At 71.4% G+C, this 17,477-nt stretch carries 15 protein-coding genes; 11 read left to right on the forward strand and 4 right to left on the reverse strand.

Annotated features, from left to right (window positions below; translation table 11 throughout):
- The first annotated feature begins 133 nt into the window (after window positions 1-133).
- Both tsf and WMF45_RS17920 read left to right on the forward strand, forming a co-directional pair.
- Entirely contained in the window at window positions 134-1,084 is a 951-nt protein-coding gene (tsf, locus tag WMF45_RS17915; protein ID WP_437718090.1) for a translation elongation factor Ts, read from the forward strand.
- 9 nt (window positions 1,085-1,093) lie between these two features.
- The gene (locus WMF45_RS17920) at window positions 1,094-2,038 is read left to right on the forward strand and encodes a polysaccharide deacetylase family protein (RefSeq protein ID WP_437718091.1); all 945 of its coding nucleotides are present in this window, start codon (window positions 1,094-1,096) and stop codon (window positions 2,036-2,038) included.
- Window positions 2,039-2,113: 75 nt separating this feature from the next.
- Here WMF45_RS17920 and crcB read toward each other — a convergent pair whose 3' ends face one another.
- Complete coding sequence (crcB, locus tag WMF45_RS17925; RefSeq protein WP_437718092.1) at window positions 2,114-2,497, reverse strand: fluoride efflux transporter CrcB; 384 nt, start codon at window positions 2,495-2,497, stop codon at window positions 2,114-2,116.
- A 140-nt stretch (window positions 2,498-2,637) separates the two neighbouring features.
- Here crcB and WMF45_RS17930 point away from each other — a divergent pair, with 140 nt between their 5' ends.
- Window positions 2,638-4,161, forward strand: coding sequence for an ATP-binding protein (locus WMF45_RS17930; protein WP_437718093.1), 1,524 nt, complete (start codon window positions 2,638-2,640; stop codon window positions 4,159-4,161).
- 53 nt (window positions 4,162-4,214) lie between these two features.
- Here the strand turns inward: WMF45_RS17930 and WMF45_RS17935 are convergent, their stop codons facing one another.
- Entirely contained in the window at window positions 4,215-5,129 is a 915-nt protein-coding gene (locus WMF45_RS17935; protein ID WP_437718094.1) for an ABC transporter ATP-binding protein, read from the reverse strand.
- A gap of 111 nt (window positions 5,130-5,240) precedes the next feature.
- Here WMF45_RS17935 and WMF45_RS17940 point away from each other — a divergent pair, with 111 nt between their 5' ends.
- The 4 genes from WMF45_RS17940 (at window position 5,241) to WMF45_RS17955 (ending at window position 10,322) form a co-directional block, all read left to right on the forward strand.
- A complete protein-coding gene (locus tag WMF45_RS17940; RefSeq protein WP_044965043.1) occupies window positions 5,241-5,528 on the forward strand; it encodes a hypothetical protein in 288 nt (95 codons plus the stop codon).
- Window positions 5,529-5,543: 15 nt separating this feature from the next.
- A complete protein-coding gene (locus WMF45_RS17945) occupies window positions 5,544-6,377 on the forward strand; it encodes a CheR family methyltransferase (RefSeq protein ID WP_437718095.1) in 834 nt (277 codons plus the stop codon).
- Between the two features lie 19 nt (window positions 6,378-6,396).
- The gene (gene glnD, locus WMF45_RS17950) at window positions 6,397-9,258 is read left to right on the forward strand and encodes a [protein-PII] uridylyltransferase (protein ID WP_437718096.1); all 2,862 of its coding nucleotides are present in this window, start codon (window positions 6,397-6,399) and stop codon (window positions 9,256-9,258) included.
- Between the two features lie 71 nt (window positions 9,259-9,329).
- On the forward strand, window positions 9,330-10,322 hold the full coding sequence (locus WMF45_RS17955; protein ID WP_437718097.1) for a tetratricopeptide repeat protein: 993 nt from the start codon (window positions 9,330-9,332) through the stop codon (window positions 10,320-10,322).
- Between the two features lie 51 nt (window positions 10,323-10,373).
- Here WMF45_RS17955 and WMF45_RS17960 read toward each other — a convergent pair whose 3' ends face one another.
- Complete coding sequence (locus WMF45_RS17960; RefSeq protein ID WP_437718098.1) at window positions 10,374-11,279, reverse strand: ParB/RepB/Spo0J family partition protein; 906 nt, start codon at window positions 11,277-11,279, stop codon at window positions 10,374-10,376.
- Window positions 11,276-12,211: a ParA family protein gene (locus WMF45_RS17965; protein ID WP_437718099.1), complete on the reverse strand. Its 936-nt coding sequence runs from the start codon at window positions 12,209-12,211 to the stop codon at window positions 11,276-11,278. Before WMF45_RS17965 ends, WMF45_RS17960 begins: the two co-directional genes overlap by 4 nt.
- Window positions 12,212-12,902: 691 nt before the next feature.
- Here WMF45_RS17965 and WMF45_RS17970 point away from each other — a divergent pair.
- The 4 genes from WMF45_RS17970 (at window position 12,903) to clpX (ending at window position 17,280) form a co-directional block, all read left to right on the forward strand.
- Window positions 12,903-13,067, forward strand: coding sequence for a hypothetical protein (locus tag WMF45_RS17970; protein ID WP_012235776.1), 165 nt, complete (start codon window positions 12,903-12,905; stop codon window positions 13,065-13,067).
- 260 nt (window positions 13,068-13,327) lie between these two features.
- On the forward strand, window positions 13,328-14,596 hold the full coding sequence (gene tig / locus WMF45_RS17975; protein WP_437718100.1) for a trigger factor: 1,269 nt from the start codon (window positions 13,328-13,330) through the stop codon (window positions 14,594-14,596).
- Between the two features lie 300 nt (window positions 14,597-14,896).
- Complete coding sequence (locus WMF45_RS17980) at window positions 14,897-15,541, forward strand: ATP-dependent Clp protease proteolytic subunit (RefSeq protein WP_012235778.1); 645 nt, start codon at window positions 14,897-14,899, stop codon at window positions 15,539-15,541.
- Window positions 15,542-16,023: 482 nt separating this feature from the next.
- Complete coding sequence (gene clpX, locus WMF45_RS17985) at window positions 16,024-17,280, forward strand: ATP-dependent Clp protease ATP-binding subunit ClpX (RefSeq protein ID WP_437329885.1); 1,257 nt, start codon at window positions 16,024-16,026, stop codon at window positions 17,278-17,280.
- The last annotated feature ends 197 nt before the right edge of the window (window positions 17,281-17,477 follow it).

Below are 17,477 nucleotides of genomic sequence, written 5' to 3' on the forward strand. Positions count from 1 at the left end.
CGCCTTCTGTGCCTCTGCGGTTCGACCCGCCCTCGCTCGGGCCGTTCGTGCAACAGCAGTCGGACGTGTGTGAACGGGGGCCGCTCGGCGCGGCCTCTTCCTATCTAGGTTTCAGGTTGAAGGAGAAAGAGCCATGGCCGGCATCAATGCGCAGGCGATCAAGGAGCTTCGTGAGCGTACCCAGGCGGGGATGAGCGACTGCAAGAGCGCCCTCACGGAGGCCGAGGGCGACATGGAGAAGGCGGTCGAGATCATCCTGAAGAAGGGTCTCGCGAAGAGCGCCAAGCGGGCCGGCGCGTCCGCCACCGAGGGCGAGGTCCGCGCGGTGGTCGCGGCCGATCGGCGCAGCGCGACGATGGTCGAGGTCAACATCCAGACCGACTTCGCCGCTCGCAACGACGCGTTCCGTCAGTTCGTCGGCGACGTGCTCGCGGCCCTCGAGAAGGCGCCCGACGGCGCGGACGCGGGTCAGCTCTCGATCGGCGGAAAGTCGATCGCCGACACGGCCACCGAGCTGACCGCGCGCATCGGCGAGAAGATCGCGGTGCGCCGCTGGGATCGCGTGTCGATCCCGGCGGGCAAGCACGGCGTCGCGCACGAGTACGTGCACCTCGGCGGCAAGATCGGCGTGCTCGTGGCGGTCGAGGCGTCGAGCCAGGCGGTGGCGGAGCACCCTGCGGTGCAGAAGTTCGTCGAGGAGACGGCGATGCAGGCCGCCGCGATGAGCCCGCTCGTCCTCCGTCGCGATGAGGTCACGGCGGAGCTGAAGGCCAAGCAGCAGGAGATCTTCGAGGCGCAGCTGCGCGAGGATCCGAAGCCGAAGCCCGAGGCGGCGTGGCCGAAGATCATCGAGGGCAAGTTCAACAAGTGGTACTCGGAGGTCGCGCTGCTCGAGCAGGAGTCGGTGGAGGCCGCGTCGCGCGGCGAGAGCGGCCAGACGATCGAGAAGCTCCTCCAGGCGGCGTCGAAGGCGGCCGGCGGCGAGCTCAAGCTCACGCGCTTCGTGCGGTACGAGCGCGGCGAGGGCATCGCCAAGAAAGAGGACGACTTCGCCGCCGAGGTGGCGAAGATGGCCGCGAGCTGACGCGGTCCGATGCGGGGGCGCCTCGCCGCCGTCTCGATCGACCTCGACGAGGTCCCGAACTACTTCGCCATCCACGGGCTCGCCGTCCCGGATCGCTCCGGGGCGGCGGCCGCGCTGAGCGCCGTGTACGACACGGCGCTGCCGCGCATCGCTGACTTCGCTGCCTCCCACGGCATCCCCGTCACGCTGTTCGCGATCGGCCGCGACCTCGCGCGCCCCGAGAGCGCGGCGGCCTTGCGCGCGCTGAGCGACGCCGGCCACGCGGTCGAGAACCACTCGTACGGGCACCGCTACGACCTCTCGCGGCTCCCGCGCGCCGCGATCGCGCGGGAGGTCCTGCTGGGCGCCGAGGCGATCGCGGAGGCGGTCGGCCGGCGTCCGACGGGCTTCCGCGCGCCGGGGTACACGGTGAGCGACGCGCTGTTCGACGCGCTCGACGCGGTCGGTGTCGCGTTCGACTCCTCGGTGTTCCCGTGCCCGCCGTACTACGCCGCGAAGGCGCTCGCGATGGGCGTGCAGCGGGTGAAGGGCAGGGGGTCGCTGGCGATCCTGGACACCCCGCGCGTGCTCGCGGCGCCCCGCCGGCCGTACCGGCCGGGGCGGCCGTGGTACCGCCGTGGCGGTCGACGCTTCATTGAGCTGCCGATCCAGGTGACACCGGGGCTCCGGCTGCCGGTCATCGGCGGCAGCGTGGCGCTCGCGGGCGCGGCGGGCGCGCGGCTCCTGGCGCGCGCCTGCGCCGGGGAGGTGCTCGTCAACCTGGAGCTGCACGGGATGGACTTCCTCGACCGGAGCGACGGTCTCGAGGCGCTCGCGCCGTACCAGCCGGAGCTCCGGATCGCGCTGGGCAGGCGGCTCGAGGCGCTGGGAGCGTTCATGGAGGAGGTCTCGCGCGGGGGAGCGAGCTTCGTGCGGCTGGACGAGGCGAGCAGGGAGCGAGGGCTCGTGGACTGACCGAGGGCCTGGCCCGACAACTCGGACCCAGGAGGTAGCCCCGGCTCAGCGCGATACGGCCCCACCTCGGGCGCCCTAGCCCGCGATGAGCCGCCTCGTGACGACCATCCCGAGGACGCCGGCGAGCAAGCAAGCGACCAGCGTGATCGCGATGTTGGCGAGCCCCGCCGCCCACGACCTGTACTCGATGAGCCGGATCGTCTCGTTGTTGAAGCTCGAGTACGTGGTGAAGCCGCCCATCACGCCGGTGCTCAGGCTGAGGCGGAGCGTCGGCGACAGGAGCTCCGTCGTCGTGGCGACCTCTCCGATGACGCCGAGCAAGAACGACCCGATCACGTTGACGGCGAGCGTCCCATACGGAAACTCGGCGCCGAAGCGCTGCTGGCACCACGTCGAGAGCCCGTAGCGGGCGAGGGTCCCCGCCGCACCACCGAGACCGATCCAGAACCACCGCTCCATTCGTTTCACCTTCTCGCTCGAGTCGCGGTCACCGTGTTCGGCGGCCGTGCCCTTGCGTTCGCGCCGCCGCTGGCCCAACGCTCGCGCGGGCGAAGCGCCGCTTCAACACGACCGGGCCGTGCCGCCCCGATCTGCACTACATGATCCCGGCCGAGAGCCGCCTGCCCGAGGCCCCGAGGCTCGTCGAGCAGATGGGCTACTTCGTCGTCCACGCCCCGAGGCAGACGGGCAAGACGACCGCCCTGCGCGCCGTCGCCGAGCGGCTCACGGCCTCGGGTCGGCACGCCGCCGTCCTCTTCTCCTGCGAGGAGGGCAGCGCCGCCGGCGACGACTACGGCTCCGCCCAGCGCGCCGTCCTGCGCGAGCTCACGCGCGCGGCGCAGATCGCGCTGCCGCCCGAGCTCCAGCCGCCGCCGTTCTCTCTCGAGGGCGATGAGGGCCTCCTCTCGGCGGCCCTCACCGCCTGGGCGCGCGCCTGCCCGCGTCCGCTCGCCCTCATCTTCGACGAGATCGACGCCCTGCGTGGCCAGGGCCTGCTCAGCGTCCTGCGCCAGCTCCGCGCCGGCTTCCCCAGCCGCCCCGAGCACTTCCCCGCATCGATCATCCGCTGCGGGCTGCGCGACGTGCGCGACGACAAGGCTGCGAGCGGGGGCGATCCCGAGCGCCTCGGCACCGCGAGCCCGTTCAACATCAAGCTCGAGTCGCTGCGGCTCGGCGACTTCTCGGAGGAAGAGCTCCGCGCGCTCTATGCTCAGCACACCGAGGACACCGGCCAGGTCTTCCTCGACGCGGCGCTCTCCCGGGCCTTCGACCTCACCGTCGGACAGCTGTGGCTCGTCAACGCCCTCGGCCGCGAGATCGTCGAGAAGCTCGCCATCCCGCCGGGCGAGCCCATCACCTCGGCGCATGTCGAGAAGGCCAAGGAGCACCTCATCCTCGCGCGCGCCACCCACCTCGACTCGCTGGTCAGCAAGCTCGCCGAGCCCCGCGTCCGCCGCGTGATCGAGCCCATGCTCGCGGGGACGTACGAGGGCGGCGGCGACACGTATGACGACGACGTCTCCTACGCCCGCGATCTCGGGCTCATCGCCCAGGGCAAGCCGCTGCGCGTCGCGAACCCCATCTACCGCGAGGTGATCGCCCGCGTCCTTTCCGCCTCGGCCGAGGAGCGGATCGACGCCCCGCCCGAGCGCTTCCGCCTGCCCGACGGCCGCCTCGCGTTCCGGCGCTTGCTCCGCGCGTTCGCCGCGTTCTGGCACGAGCACGGCGAGGTGCTCGCCTCCGGGATGCCGTACCCCGAGGTCGCCCCGCAGCTCGTCCTGATGGCCTTCCTCCAGCGCGCGGTCAACGGCGGCGGATCCATCGATCGCGAGTACGGCGTCGGCCGCGGGCGCATCGATCTGCTCGTCCGCTTTCCCTACCAGAAGCCCGGCGGCGCCCGGGCCGTCCAGCGGCGCGCGGTCGAGCTCAAGGTGTGGCGCAAGGGCCAGAAGGACCCGCTCCGCGAAGGCCTCGCCCAGCTCGACAGCTACCTCGCGCGCCTGCGCCAGAGGCGCGCGACGCTCGTGATCTTCGACGCCCGCGGCCGGCTCGCCCGGACCGCGCCCCGGTTCAGCGACGTCACGACGCCGCGCGGCCGCCACGTCGCGCTGCTCCGCCTGTAGCGCGCCACCCGGGTCCCGGTTTCGGCCGGGCGCCGTGGCGCTCGACCCGGCTGCTACTCCGCCGCCTTCCTGAACTCGATCACCCGCCCGCCCGTGCCGTCCGCGAGCGCGGGCCGGTTCACCCGCGACACCTCGTCCGTCGCCACCCCCGACGCCGCGATGAACTGGCGCGCCTGCTCGTTGTCGCCGTGCGCCAGCTCGTCCGGCGTCCCCGACGCGACGACGCGCCCCTGGATCACGAGGAACGCCTGGTGCGCGATGCGGAACGTGCTCGCCATGTCGTGCGAGATCACCACGCTCGTCACCTTGAAGCGCGCCCGCGTCTCCTCGATCAGGTCGTCGACCATCCGGCTCGTCAGCGGATCGAGCCCGCTGGTCGGCTCGTCGTAGATGAGGATCTCGGGCTCCAGCATCAGCGCGCGCGCCAGGCCCACGCGCTTGCGCTGCCCGCCGGACAGCTCCGACGGCATCCGGTCCTCCTTGTTCTCGAGGCCGAGCGAGTTCAGCATGCCCACGACCTTGTCGCGGATGTCCCGCTTCGACATGTGCTTCCGGTGCTCGCGCAGCGGGAACGCCACGTTGTCGAAGATCGTCAGCGAGTCGAGCAGCGCCGCGTACTGGAACACCATGCCGAACCGCTGGCGCATCCGGTTCATCTCGAAATCGTCGAGCGCGCCCATGTCCACGCCGTCGACCCAGATGTGGCCGGTGGTCGGCCGCTCCAGCCCGATGAGCAGCCGGAGCAGCGTCGTCTTGCCGGCGCCCGACCCGCCGATGATCACCGCCGTCTCGGTCCGCCGGAGGTGCATCGTGATGCCGTGCAGCACCTTCGTCGCCCCGAACGATTTCTTGATGTCGTCGACGAAGAGGTGATCCTCCGGCTGCCACCCCGGCGGCATGTTGCCCACCTGCTGCGCCTCCGGGGGGGCCCCTCGCGGGGGGGGCTGGCTGGGCGGCCTTCTCGACATCCGCACAGTACGGTACCACGGAGGAGGCCCCGCAGGACGCCGATCGCCTTGCATCACCGTAAGGGCGAGCACGTGCTTGACGCGGCAGGGCGCGGGACGGAAACGTTGCTCATGACCGACGACCTACTCAAGGCAGCCCTCGAGACGGCAGAGGCGAAGACCGACAAAGACGGCTGGGCCGAGCTCCCTGAAGGGCGCGTGCTCACGATCTACGCCGCGCACGACGGCGTGTCGCTCCCGGTGACCAAGATCGAGGCCGTGTCGAGCGCGGGCGGGCTCCTCAAGGCGCGCAGCACCAAGGGCGAGACGTTCGTGCTCGCGCTGAAGGACGTGTTCGCCATCGCCCTCGACGGCGGCGGCAAGGGAGCCCAGGCCAGGAAAGCCGGCTTCCTCGGCTGAACGCGACGACCTTCCATGGCCCGATCGTCGAGAGCGGGAGGAGGTCCTGCGGCGCGGTCCGCCCAGCGGGCCGTCGACCTCGCGCTCGCCGAGCTGCAGCGCCGGTTCGGCCTGGGCCGCAGCCTCGCCGCACCAGGCTGGGTGCGCGAGCGGGTCCTCGCCGTGCTCAGCGCCGTGGCCGCGCGCCACGGCGTGTCGCCGCTCGCGGCCGCCGAGCGGCTGCGGGACGACAGGGAGGCCATCGAGGAGATCGTCAGCGCGCTCCGCGTCGGCGAGACGCGCTTCTACCGCGACCCGATCATCTGGGAGGCGATCGCCGCCTCGGTGCTGCCCAGGCTCCCGCCCGACCTGCCCATCGCCGGCCTCTCGGCCGGGTGCAGCACCGGCGAGGAGGCGTATACCCTGGCGATGGTGCTCGCGAGCGCGGGCCGCCGCTTCAGCGTGCTCGGGGTCGACCGCGCCGCTCCCGCGATCGAGGCGGCGCGCGAGGCCGTCTACTCCGCCGAGGCCGTCGACCAGCTCCCCCCGTCCTTCGTTCAGCGTTACTGTGAAGAGAAGGGCGGCGCGCTGCACGTCGGCCAGCAGCTCCGCGACGTCGTGTCCTTCGAGGTCTGCGATCTGGTGCACGCCGTGCCGAGCGGGGGGTTCCAGATCATCTTCTTCAAGAACGTGCTCCTGTATCTCGCAGAGCCCGCTGGCGACGCGGTCGCGCGGCGCCTCGCGGCCGAGCTCGGCCCGGGCGGGCTCCTGTTCTCCGCCGCGAGCGAGGCGCCGCGCCTCTGCGGCGCCGGCCTGACGCCGGTCAAGGTGAACGCGCACGTCACCGCCTTCCGCGCCCCTGGCGCCTGAGAAAGCAGAACGACACCGCATGAGCGTCGACCTCTCCCCCACGTCCAGGCCCAGCGGGCTCGTCGAGCTCCGCGCCGCCTATGCGCGCGAGCGCGCCGAGCTCGATCGCACGGCGCCGAGCGGCCCCACGCCGGCCGCGGATCCGGCCGCCGTCGGGGTCGCCCTGGGGCGGCGCCACGCGCGCCTGCTCGACGATCTCCTGGCGCGCCTCTTCCACCTGCTGCGCGAGTCCGGCGGGCCCAGCCGCAAGGAGTGGGACTCGGTCGCGATCGCCGGCGTCGGCGGCTACGGCCGCGGCGCGGTCGCGCTGCGGAGCGACCTCGATCTGCGCATCCTCGCCCACAACGCCCAGCGCGCCAGCGCCATCGCGGACGCGCTGCTCTACCCGCTCTGGGACATGGGGGTCGCCGTGGGGCACCAGGTCGTCACCATCGACGACCTCATCGACGGCGCGCGCGAGGACCTGCCCACGGCGACGAGCCTGCTCGACTGGCGGCACGTCGTCGGCGACGCGTCGCTGTCGGAGTCGCTCTGGCAGCGCGCCTCGTCGGGCATCTTCGCGCACTCGGAGCTGCCCCGCTTCATCGAGCGGCTCGGGAAGGAGATCTCGCAGCGGCACGAGCGCTTCGGCGGATCGGTCTACCTCCTGGAGCCGGACGTGAAGAACGGCGCGGGCGGGCTGCGCGATCTCGACGTCGCCCGCTGGGCCGCGAAGGCGCGCTACGGCGTCGGCGAGTTCGACGCGCTCGTCCGCTTCGGCGCGCTCGTCGCCCGCGAGGCGGAGGAGATCCGGGGCGCCGCGGAGATGCTCTGGCGCATCCGCAACCTGCTCCACGCCCACTCCGGGCGGAGGACCGACCGGCTGACGTTCGACGAGCAGGAGCTCTGCGCGGGGGCGCTCGGCTACAGCAAGGGCGCCGGTCCGGCCGACGCCGGCCGGAAGGGCGCGCCCCCCCCCGGCGAGGCCGCGGTGTCGCCGGAGGCGATCGAGCGGATGATGAGCGACTACTACCGGAGCGCCCGGACCATCTCGCGCTCCCTCGACATGATCGTCTCGCGCGCCACGCCGACGCTGACGCGGCGCCGCCGCCGCGACGAGGACCTCGGCGCCGGGGTCCGCCTCTTCGACGGCTGCATCACGATGAGCGATCCGGATCTGCTGAGGACCGATCCGGCGATCGCGCTGCGGCTCGTCTCCGAGGCCGTCGAGCGCGGCGTGCCGCTCTTGCCCTACGCGCGCGGCGCGATCGTCCGCGCCGCCGGCGATCCGGCGTTCTGCGCGGCGCTACGCGAGAGCCCCGAGGCCGCCGAGCGGTTCCGGACCCTCGTCGCCACGTGCAAGGAGACGGAGCTGCAGAGCGGCTCGGTCGTCCGCGAGCTGCACGACCTCGGCCTCTTGCTCGCGATGATCCCGGAGTTTTTGCCGGTGGTCGGGCGCGTCCATCACGACGTCTACCACGTGTACACGGTCGACGTTCACTCGGTCGCCGCGGTCGATCGGCTGGCGGCGCTCGTGCGGGGCGAGCTCGCGGGCGAGTTCGGGCTCGCGTGCCGGCTCGCCGCCGAGGCGACGCGGCCGACGATGCTGTTCTTCGCCACGCTCCTGCACGACGTGGGCAAGGCGATCGGGGGCACCGATCACAGCGGGCGCGGCGCCGAGATGGCCAGGAAGATCCTGGCGCGGCTCGGCTTCCCTCAGGAGGACATCGACGAGGCGTGCCACCTCGTGCTGAAGCACCTCGTGATGTACCTCATCGCGACCCGGCGCGATCTCGATGATCCCGCGACGATCTCGGAGTTCTGCCAGGAGGTGCACGGCCGCGAGGGGCTGCGCGATCTCTACCTGCTCACGGTCGCCGACATCTCGACCACGAGCCCCACGTCGATGACGTCGTGGAAGGCGCGCATGCTCGACGAGCTGTACCTCTCCGCGGACAGGGCCCTGCGCGGCGCGCGCGAGGACGCGGGGTCGTTCGACATCGACGACCAGCGCATGGCCCGCGCGATCAGCGGCACGGTCGGCGCCCTCGAGGACCTCCCGGCCGCGAGCGAGGCCGAGCGGCGCGCGCAGCGGGACTTCCTGGCCCGCTACCTCGCGTCGATGCCCGAGCGCTACCTGCTCGCGAACAGCCCGGCCGCGATCGCCGCGCACTCGGAGCTCGCCCGGCAGCAGCAGTCCGGCGCCAACACCGTCTCGGTCGCGCTCGTCCCGTCGCGCCACCCGGAGGCCGCGGAGGTCTGCGTGGTGGCGCCGGATCGCCCCGGCTTGCTCGCCGCGATCACGGCCGCGCTCGCGGCCTCGCGCCTCGAGGTCCACGCGGCGCAGATCCACTCGCGCGCGTGCGACGACGAGGGGATGGACGACGGCGGCGTGATCCGCGCGAGGGCAGGCTCGTCCCCGCCGGCGGGCGTGCGCCTGCAGGCCGTCGACCTGTTCTGGGTGCGCGACCGCGGCGAAGGGGTAGGGGGGGTGGCGCGCGCCATCCCGAAGCTCGTGACCGACATCCAGGCGGTGCTCACGGGGCAGCTCTCCGGCGCCGAGCTCGCCAAGAAGCGCCGGGGCGGCGCGCTGCGCGAGCGCCCGACGCCGAAGGTCCGGACGCAGATATCCATCGACGATCGCGCCTCGCACCACACGGTGATCGAGGTCCTCACGCGCGATCGCCCCGGCCTCCTGTTCGCGATCTCGGACGCGCTCTACCAGCTCGGCCTCTCGATCTCGGTCGCCAAGATCAACACGGAGGGGACGCGCGTGGCCGACGTGTTCTACGTGAGCGACGCGGACGGGACGAAGATCCCGAACGGCAAGCGGACGCAAGAGGTGGAGGAGCGGCTGCACGCGGTCCTCCAGGGCCTGGACGGCGAAGGGAGTGTCGGATGAACGAGAGGTGGTTTACGCGCGCTGTGTGGACGACGACGGCGAGGCCCGCCGCGCAGCGGGTCCTTTCGGCTATGGCGCTTGCCGCGTGCGTCGCGGCGTGCGCCCTTTCGTGTGGTGGAGCGCAGGAGCCCCAGCGCGACCCGCTCCTGGCCGATCCGCCCGAAGGCAGCGACGCGGCGGCCTCGAAGGGCGCGTCGTCCACGGCGCTGGACCGGGGCATCGCGTACATCAAGAACGAGAAGTACGAGGAGGCGAAGCAGCACCTCCTCCAGGCGATCGAGCACGAGCCGGGCAGCGCCGAGGCGCACTACTACCTCGGCCTCGCGAACGAGAAGACGAACGATCGCGCCGGCGCCGAGGCGTCGTACAAGAAGGCGCTCGCGAGCGATCCCAAGCTCGAGGCCGCCGCGCTGAACCTGGCCGCGCTCTACCTGGACGAGCCGCCTCGGCCGGACGAGGCGATCGCGGTGCTCTCGAAGGCGATCGAGCAGGCGCCGGACCGGGCCGCGCTCCACCAGAACCTGGGCTACGCGTACGGGCTGAAGGGCGACGTCGCGAACGCGAGCAAGCACTACGAGGCGGCGCTCAAGGCGGAGGACACGGCCGCCACGCGCTTCGCCTACGGCGCGATGCTGTTCGAGGCGAAGGTGCTCGACCGGGCCGCGGCCGAGCTCAGGAAGGCGCTCGCTGCGACCGGCGACGACGTGGCGACGATCGCGACGATCGGGCGGATGCTCGGGCCGGCGAAGGCCTACGCCGACTGCGTGGCGGCGTTCGACCGCGCCATCAAGCTGAAGCCGGAGGCCGAGTTCCACGTGCGCCGCGGGACGTGCCGCCACGAGCTCGGCGATGAGCCGGGGGCGCGCGCCGACTACCAGGCGGCGATCAAGGTGGACCCCCGGTTCGCGGCCGCGCACTACTACCTCGGCCTGTCGTTCCTGGCCGAGCGCAAGCCGCAGAGCGCGATCGCCGCGCTCACCGAGGCCGGGAAGCACGGCGGCGACACCGAGATCGGCAAGCGCGCCCGCGCCAAGGTGAAGGAGCTCAGCGCCAGGGTGAAGTAGCGCCCGGCCGCGCGCCTTCGGGCGCGCGGGCGAGGGGCCGGCCGCGCCGGCTCACGCGCCGAGCAGCGCGATGATCCTGTCGAGCTCGTCGAGCGAGCCGTAGGTGATGCCGAGCTCGCCGTGGCCGCCCTCGTCGCGCACCTCGACCCGGGTCCCGAGCCGCCGCGCGAGCCGCGCCTCCAGGTCCTTGATCGCGGGCGACTTCCCGCCGCGCTTCTTCTCGCCCGGCTCCTCGCCGTCGGCGGCCCGGAGCTCCTTCTCCTTCGCCGCCTTGATCAGCGCCTCGACCTTGCGGACGGGGAGCTTGCCGTGGACGGTCCGCTCCGCGACGTCGGCCATCACCTTGTCGCTGGGCGCGCCGAGCAGCGCGCGCGCGTGGCCCTCGCTCAGCTCGCGCGAGATGACCATGGTGCGGATCCGCGGCGGCAGCCGGAGCAGCCGGAGCGAGTTGACGATCGTCGTGCGGTCCTTGCCGACGCGCTCGGCGAGGGTCTGGTGCGTGTAGCTGTGCTCGCGCAGCAGCCGGTCGAACGCCTCGGCGATCTCGATCGGGTTGAGGTCGGCTCGCTGCACGTTCTCGACGAGCGCGAGCTCAAACGCCTCCTTGGGGGAGACGTCCTTGACGACGACGAGCACCTCCCTGAGCCCCGCGCGCTGCGCGGCGCGCCACCGCCGCTCGCCCGCGATGAGCTCGAAGGCGTCGTTCCCCGCCTGCGTCCTGCGCACGATGAGCGGCTCGATGAGCCCGTGCTCGCGGATGCTGCCGGTGAGCTCCTCCAGCTCGGTCTCGTCGAAGTGCTGCCGCGGCTGCCCCTTCTGCGGGACGATCTTCTCGATCGCACACACGAACACGCTGCGCCCCTCGGCCGCAGTCGCTGTCGCCGGCGGCGCCGCCGGGAGCAGGGCGTCGAGCCCCCGTCCGAGCGCGCGCCGCGCCCCTTTCTGATCGGCATTCATGATCTGGGTCGTGCGTCCCTCGCGCGCTCTCCGGGGTTCTGCGGGGGCGAAGGCTCGGCCGGCGGCTCCGCCTCGGCGGCGTCCCCGCGCGGCCGCTTCTTCGTGTCTGCCGCGGCGGCGGGCGGGCCGTCCAGGATCTCGCGCGCGAGGCTCAGGTAGCCCTGCGCCCCCTTCGACTGCGCGTCGTAGAGCAGCGCCGGCTTGCCGTGCGACGGCGCCTCGCTGAGCTTCACGTTGCGCGGGATGATCGCGTCGAAGACGCGGAAGTGCGCCTTCACCTCGTCGGCCACCTGGTGGGTGAGCGAGTTGCGCCCGTCGTACATCGTGAGGACGACGCCCTCGACCGTGAGCTCCGGGTTGAAGGCGCTCCGCACCCGGTCGATGGTCGCCATCAGGTGCGTCAGCCCCTCGAGCGCGTAGTACTCGCACTGGAGCGGCACGAGCACCCGGTGCGCCGCGGTGAGCGCGTTCAGCGTGAGGAGCCCGAGCGACGGCGGGCAATCGAGCACGACGTAGTCGTAGCCCGCGAGCTGCGGGCGCAGGGCGTTGCGCAGCCGCACCGCGCGGTCGTCCGCGTCGACCAGCTCGAGCTCCGCCGCGACGAGGTCCTGGGTCGCGGGCACCACGCCGAGGAGCGGCACCTCGGTCGGGACGATCGCGTCCTTCAGCGCCGCCCGCCCGATCAGGACGTCGTAGAGGGACAGCTCGAAGCTCCCGCGCCGCACGCCGACGCCGCTCGAGGCGTTCCCCTGCGGATCGCAGTCGACGAGCAGCGTACGGCACTCTGCCGCGGCGAAGCTCGCGGCCAGGTTGACCGAGGTCGTGGTCTTGCCGACGCCCCCCTTCTGGTTGGCGACGGCGAAGATGACAGGCGAAGGCTTGGGGGCGGAGCCGGGCTTGCCGGGCGCGCCCCCCTCGTTGGGCGATGGCATCGTGCTGTGTCGCGTCCGACCAGGCTGCTTACACGACCCCCATCGGCACGTCGAGAGAAGCGGGCGCCTCGACACAAACGTTCGACCGAGCGTGCGGGTCTGTCCTGCGGTCGGCCCAGCGCGCGGACCCAGCGCGCTGGCGCCGCGGGCGTCCCGGGACGCCCTGGACGCTGGGCTGCGGCGCCCAGCACTCGCCCTGGACGCCGGGCCGGAGCGCCCTCGGGGGCGTGACCCGCGGGCGGCGTCTTCACCCGCTCGCCGCCATCCCACCGATCGCTTGCCGGATTGTTGGCCTGAACGGCAGGGATATCTACAGTGCCCACATGTCGCTTGATGTAGGCAAAGGTGGCCGAACGGCGAAGGCATGGGCGCGCGGTCGAGCCTCGAGGCGAGGCCGCAGCTTCGGCCTCGGCGGGGCGCTGCTCGCCTGCTGCGACCCGGGGCCCGTCGATCGGGTCCTTGCTCGCGCCTTCTGGGGCGACGGGCGCGGTCCTGCGCCGCTCGCTCCTGCGCAGGTCCTCGTGCTTTCGCCTTCGCTTCAACGCAGGTCGGCGATCGGCTCGCGCCGTCGTCCGCCCTCGACCTCGAGTCGCGGGCCGACGCCGATCGCCCCTTGAACACGGACGTGGTGCCCAGCTTCGCCGAGCAGACCGACGCACCGACGTCGCCTCGGCACATGTGAGGAGGACAGATGCCGCTTCCCAGGTCGTATCAGAGCTTCTCAGAGTTCGAGCGGGAGATTCTCCGCCCGAGCCGTGTCGGCTTCTCGCTCGAGGACATCGTCGAGGAGGAAGGGTCCTTCGACGCCGAGCTCGACTTCGACAAGGATCCCTTCGACGTCTCGGACGACGACTGAGCGCGGCGGCGCGGCGGCGTGACGCGCGGGATGGCTTCAACGTCCTCGCGGTCGCGCTCGGCGCCGCTGCCCCGTGACGTCGCGTCGCCAGCGTCGGCGCTGCGCGGCGCTGCACAACAGCTTGCACGATCCCTCCCGGGATCTGAGCCCCGGCGGCCGCCTCTCCGCCGGGGCTCCTTTTTTTTAAAGCAGCGTCCTGTCGCTCGTCTTGACCCCCCCAGCGACGCGTGGCACGAGTGCCGCCCTTCGAAAAAACCGCCATGCAAGTCAACGTCGAAAAGCTTTCTCCCGTGCTGATGGAGTTTCAGGTGGAGGTCCCCGCGGACCGGGTCCGGAGCGAGGTCGACAAGGCCTATACGGCGCTCCAGCGGACGGCCCGGGTCCGGGGCTACCGGCCTGGCAAGGCGCCGCGCCAGGTGCTCGCGCACCTCTACGGCGGCCGCATCCACGCCGATGTCGCCCAGCGGCTCGTCGACGCCACGCTGAACCAGGCGCTCGCCGACAAGCAGGTGCAGCCCCTGTCCCAGCCGGCGATCGCGCCCACCGAGCTCCGCCCTGACGACGCGTTCTCCTACAAGGCCCGCTTCGAGGTCCGCCCCGACATCGCCGAGGTGAAGTGGGAGGGCTTCGAGGTGAAGCGCCCCTCGACCACGCCGAGCGACGAGATGATCGACGCCGAGATCACCGCCCTCCGGCGCGAGCACTCGACGCTGCAGGCGCCCGAGCCGGAGCGCCCCGCGGCGAAGGGGGATGTCGCGACGATCGCGTTCACCCTCGAGGTCGGCGGCGCGCTGCGAGACACGAAGGAGCAGGAGATCGAGACCGAGCTCGGCAGCGGCCAGGTCTTCAAGGAGATCGAGGACGCGCTCGCCGGGATGACGCCCGGCCAGTCGAAGGACGTCCCGGTCACGTTCTCCGAGCAGCACTCCAACGCGGACCTGCGGGGCAAGCAGGCGACCTTCCACATCACGCTGAAGGATCTGCGGGAGCGCATCTTCCCCGAGGTGGACGATGAGTTCGCGAAGGACTGCGGCGACGAGAGCCTGTCCGCGCTCCGCGAGTCGCTCCGCAAGAAGCTCGAGAAGGAGCTGACGCAGCGGGCGAGCGACGCCGTCGCCGAGCAGCTCGTTGTGGAGCTCTGCAAGGCGAACCCGATCCCGGTCCCGCCGTCGCTCGTCGATCAGCAGGCGCAGCTCGCCGAGCGCGAGCTGCTCGCGACGGCGCGGAGGCAGGGGCAGCGCGTCGATCCGACGCCGGAGTTCCGCGCCCGCGTGCGGCTCGACGCCGAGATGAAGGTGCGCGCGGGCCTTGTCATGGCCGAGATCGCGAAGGCGAAGGCGGTCAGGATCACCGAGGCCGACCTCGAGAAGGGCTACGAGGAGCTCGCCGAGCAGACCGGCAAGAACGTGGCGAAGATCAAGGCGGAGTACCGCGAGCCCCAGAAGCGCGAGCTCTTCGCCGGGATGATCCTCGAGGACAAGATCCTCGACATCATCGAGGCTGCGGCGAAGGTCGCCGACGCGAGCTAGCTGCGCCCAGCAGCGGTCCGGCGCGGAATGGCCGGACTCCTGCCCCGCACGCCGGCGCCTCAGCTCTGCTGCGCCGGCGTGCGCCGTTTGTCCAGGTCGCGCCTCTCGCGCTCTCGAGCGACGTCGGGCGCGCGCGCGGGCCGGATCGAGCGGGCCGCGGCGCGCCGCGTGTTCCGTGCGCCGCGCGGCGAGCGGCCGATATTTCCGGTAACCTCGGGCGCGTTCGGTCTTGCGATCGGACGCAGTCTGGCCCAGGAGTAGAGCCCCTGCCGCGCGGCAGCGAACCCCCCGGAGCACCGGATGACCCGACGAGTCGAAACCCGCACCCAAGCCATCGAGTTTCTCGAACGCGAGAAGGCCTACATCCTCCCGACGGTCACCGAGGTGACCCACCGCGGCGAGCGGGAGTGGAACATCTTCAGCCGTCTCCTCAAGGATCGCATCGTCTTCATCGGCACGGAGATCGACGACTTCGTCGCGAACGCCGTGATCGCGCAGTTCCTCTTCCTGGAGAGCGAGGATCCCGAGAAGGAGATCCAGGTCTACATCAACAGCCCGGGCGGCGTGGTGACGTCGGGGCTCGCGATGTACGACACGATGCAGTACGTGCGTTGCCCGGTGTCGACGATGTGCATCGGCCAGGCCGCGTCGATGGGCGCCGTGCTGCTCGGCGCCGGTCGCAAGGGTCGGCGCTTCGCGCTGCCGCACGCGCGGATGATGATCCACCAGCCGCTCGGCGGCGCGCGCGGCCAGGCGACGGACATCGAGATCCAGGCGCGCGAGATCAAGAAGATCAAGGAGACGCTGATCGACATCCTCGTCGACGCGACCGGCAAGAACCGGGACGAGCTGGCGAAGGACATCGAGCGCGACTTCTACCTGAGCGCGACGCAGGCCAAGGAGTATGGCCTGATCGACGAGGTCTTCCCGAAGCGGAACAAGTAGGTGGCCGCGCCGCCGCGTCCGGCGGGCGTGCTCGGGGTGAAGGCCGGCGCGGTGTCGCCCCGGGCCGCGCCGCGGCGCGGCGTAGCCACGCCATGCCACGCCCCGCCGCTGTGGCGGGCGGGGCATTGCGCGCGGGCGCGCAGCAGCGGAGCACGCGGGCCCGGCGCTTCACGCGCCGCGCTGCGCTCGCTCGATCCGCTGCTTTTCGCGTTTTTCGCGCGATGCGCGGCCACATCGGTGGCCTACGGCGGGGCGCCATCGGGTGATTCCCTGACTTCGGCCACAGGCTGGAGACCACCCCCGTTAGCTTGCGACGGTACGGGCACCGCACTAGAATCCGAGCGCGGCGTTTGGCTGCGCATCGCTGAAAATCGAGGGAACGGTGGAAGCCGTTCCCGCCGCAAGTTGGAGGGGCCGCCGCCGCGGCGGGACCCCACCTCTCATTGAAGCGGTAGCGTCGGCAGACCGCACTGAGGGTCGAAGTGGAGCGAAGGCGGGACGATCACTCGAATGGCAATCTAAGCTGCTCTTTCTGCGGCAAGTCGCAGAAAGAGGTGAAGAAGCTCATCGCGGGCCCCACGGTCTACATCTGCGATGAGTGCATCGGGCTGTGCAATGACATCATCGCGGAGGAGGTCGAGAAGGACGAGCCGTACGCGGGGTCGACCCCGGTGCCCAAGCCCGCCGACATCAAAGCGACCTTGGACGAGTACGTCGTCGGCCAGAACCGCGCCAAGAAGATCCTCGCTGTGGCGGTGCACAACCACTACAAGCGCATCGACAGCCGGGTCTCCTCGGACGACGTGGAGCTGTCCAAGTCGAACATCCTCCTGCTGGGGCCGACGGGCTCCGGCAAGACCCTCCTCGCGCAGACGCTCGCCAAGATCATCAACGTCCCCTTCGCCATCGCGGACGCGACGACGCTGACCGAGGCCGGGTACGTCGGCGAGGACGTCGAGAACATCATCGTCCAGCTCCTCCAGAACGCGGATCACGACGTCGAGCGCGCGCAGCGCGGCATCGTCTACATCGACGAGATCGACAAGATCAGCCGGAAGAGCGACAACCCGAGCATCACCCGCGACGTCTCCGGCGAGGGCGTGCAGCAGGCGCTGCTCAAGATCATCGAGGGGACGATCGCCAACGTCCCCCCGAAGGGCGGGCGCAAGCACCCGCAGCAGGATTTCCTGCAGGTCGACACGACGAACATCCTGTTCATCTGCGGCGGCGCGTTCGTCGGGCTCGACCAGATCATCCAGCGGCGCATCGGCCAGAACACCCTCGGCTTCGGCGCGGACATCAAGGGGAAGAAGGAATTCAAGCTGGGCGAGCTGCTCAGCGTCGTCCAGCCGGAGGATCTCCTCAAGTTCGGGCTCATCCCGGAGTTCATCGGACGTCTGCCGATGGTGGCGACGCTCCACGAGCTCAACGAGGAGGCGCTCATCGACATCCTCACGAAGCCGAAGAACAGCCTGGTCAAGCAGTACCAGAAGCTGTTCGAGATGGACGGCGTGAAGCTCAAGTTCACCCGGGGCGCGCTCGTGGCGGTGGCCCGTCAGGCCCTCGAGAGGAACAGCGGCGCCCGCGGCCTCCGCGCGATCCTCGAGTCGGCGATGCTCGACATCATGTACGACGTCCCGTCCCGCACGGGGATCAAGGAGGTCGTCGTCAGCGAGGACGTGATCGTGAAGCACGAGCCTCCGCTCATCGTGTACACGAAGGAGGCGGAGCTCGCGTAGCGCTCGCCCCCGGGGGGCCGCGGGCCGGGGCGCACGTCGCGGCCCGAGCCGAGCCCTCGCCCCCCGGAGGCTCCTCCGAGCGTGCCGGCGCCGCGTGTCCCTGGAGGGCAGCGGGACGAGCCGGCGGAAGTTCAGCATCAAACCAAGGCATTTGACAACCGAGGCGGGGGTGCCCCGACCTCCCGACACTCCCGGAA

Origin of the sequence: Sorangium sp. So ce448, from assembly GCF_051520915.1 — a bacterium.
In the GTDB taxonomy this organism is placed as follows: domain Bacteria; phylum Myxococcota_A; class Polyangia; order Polyangiales; family Polyangiaceae; genus Sorangium; species Sorangium cellulosum_B.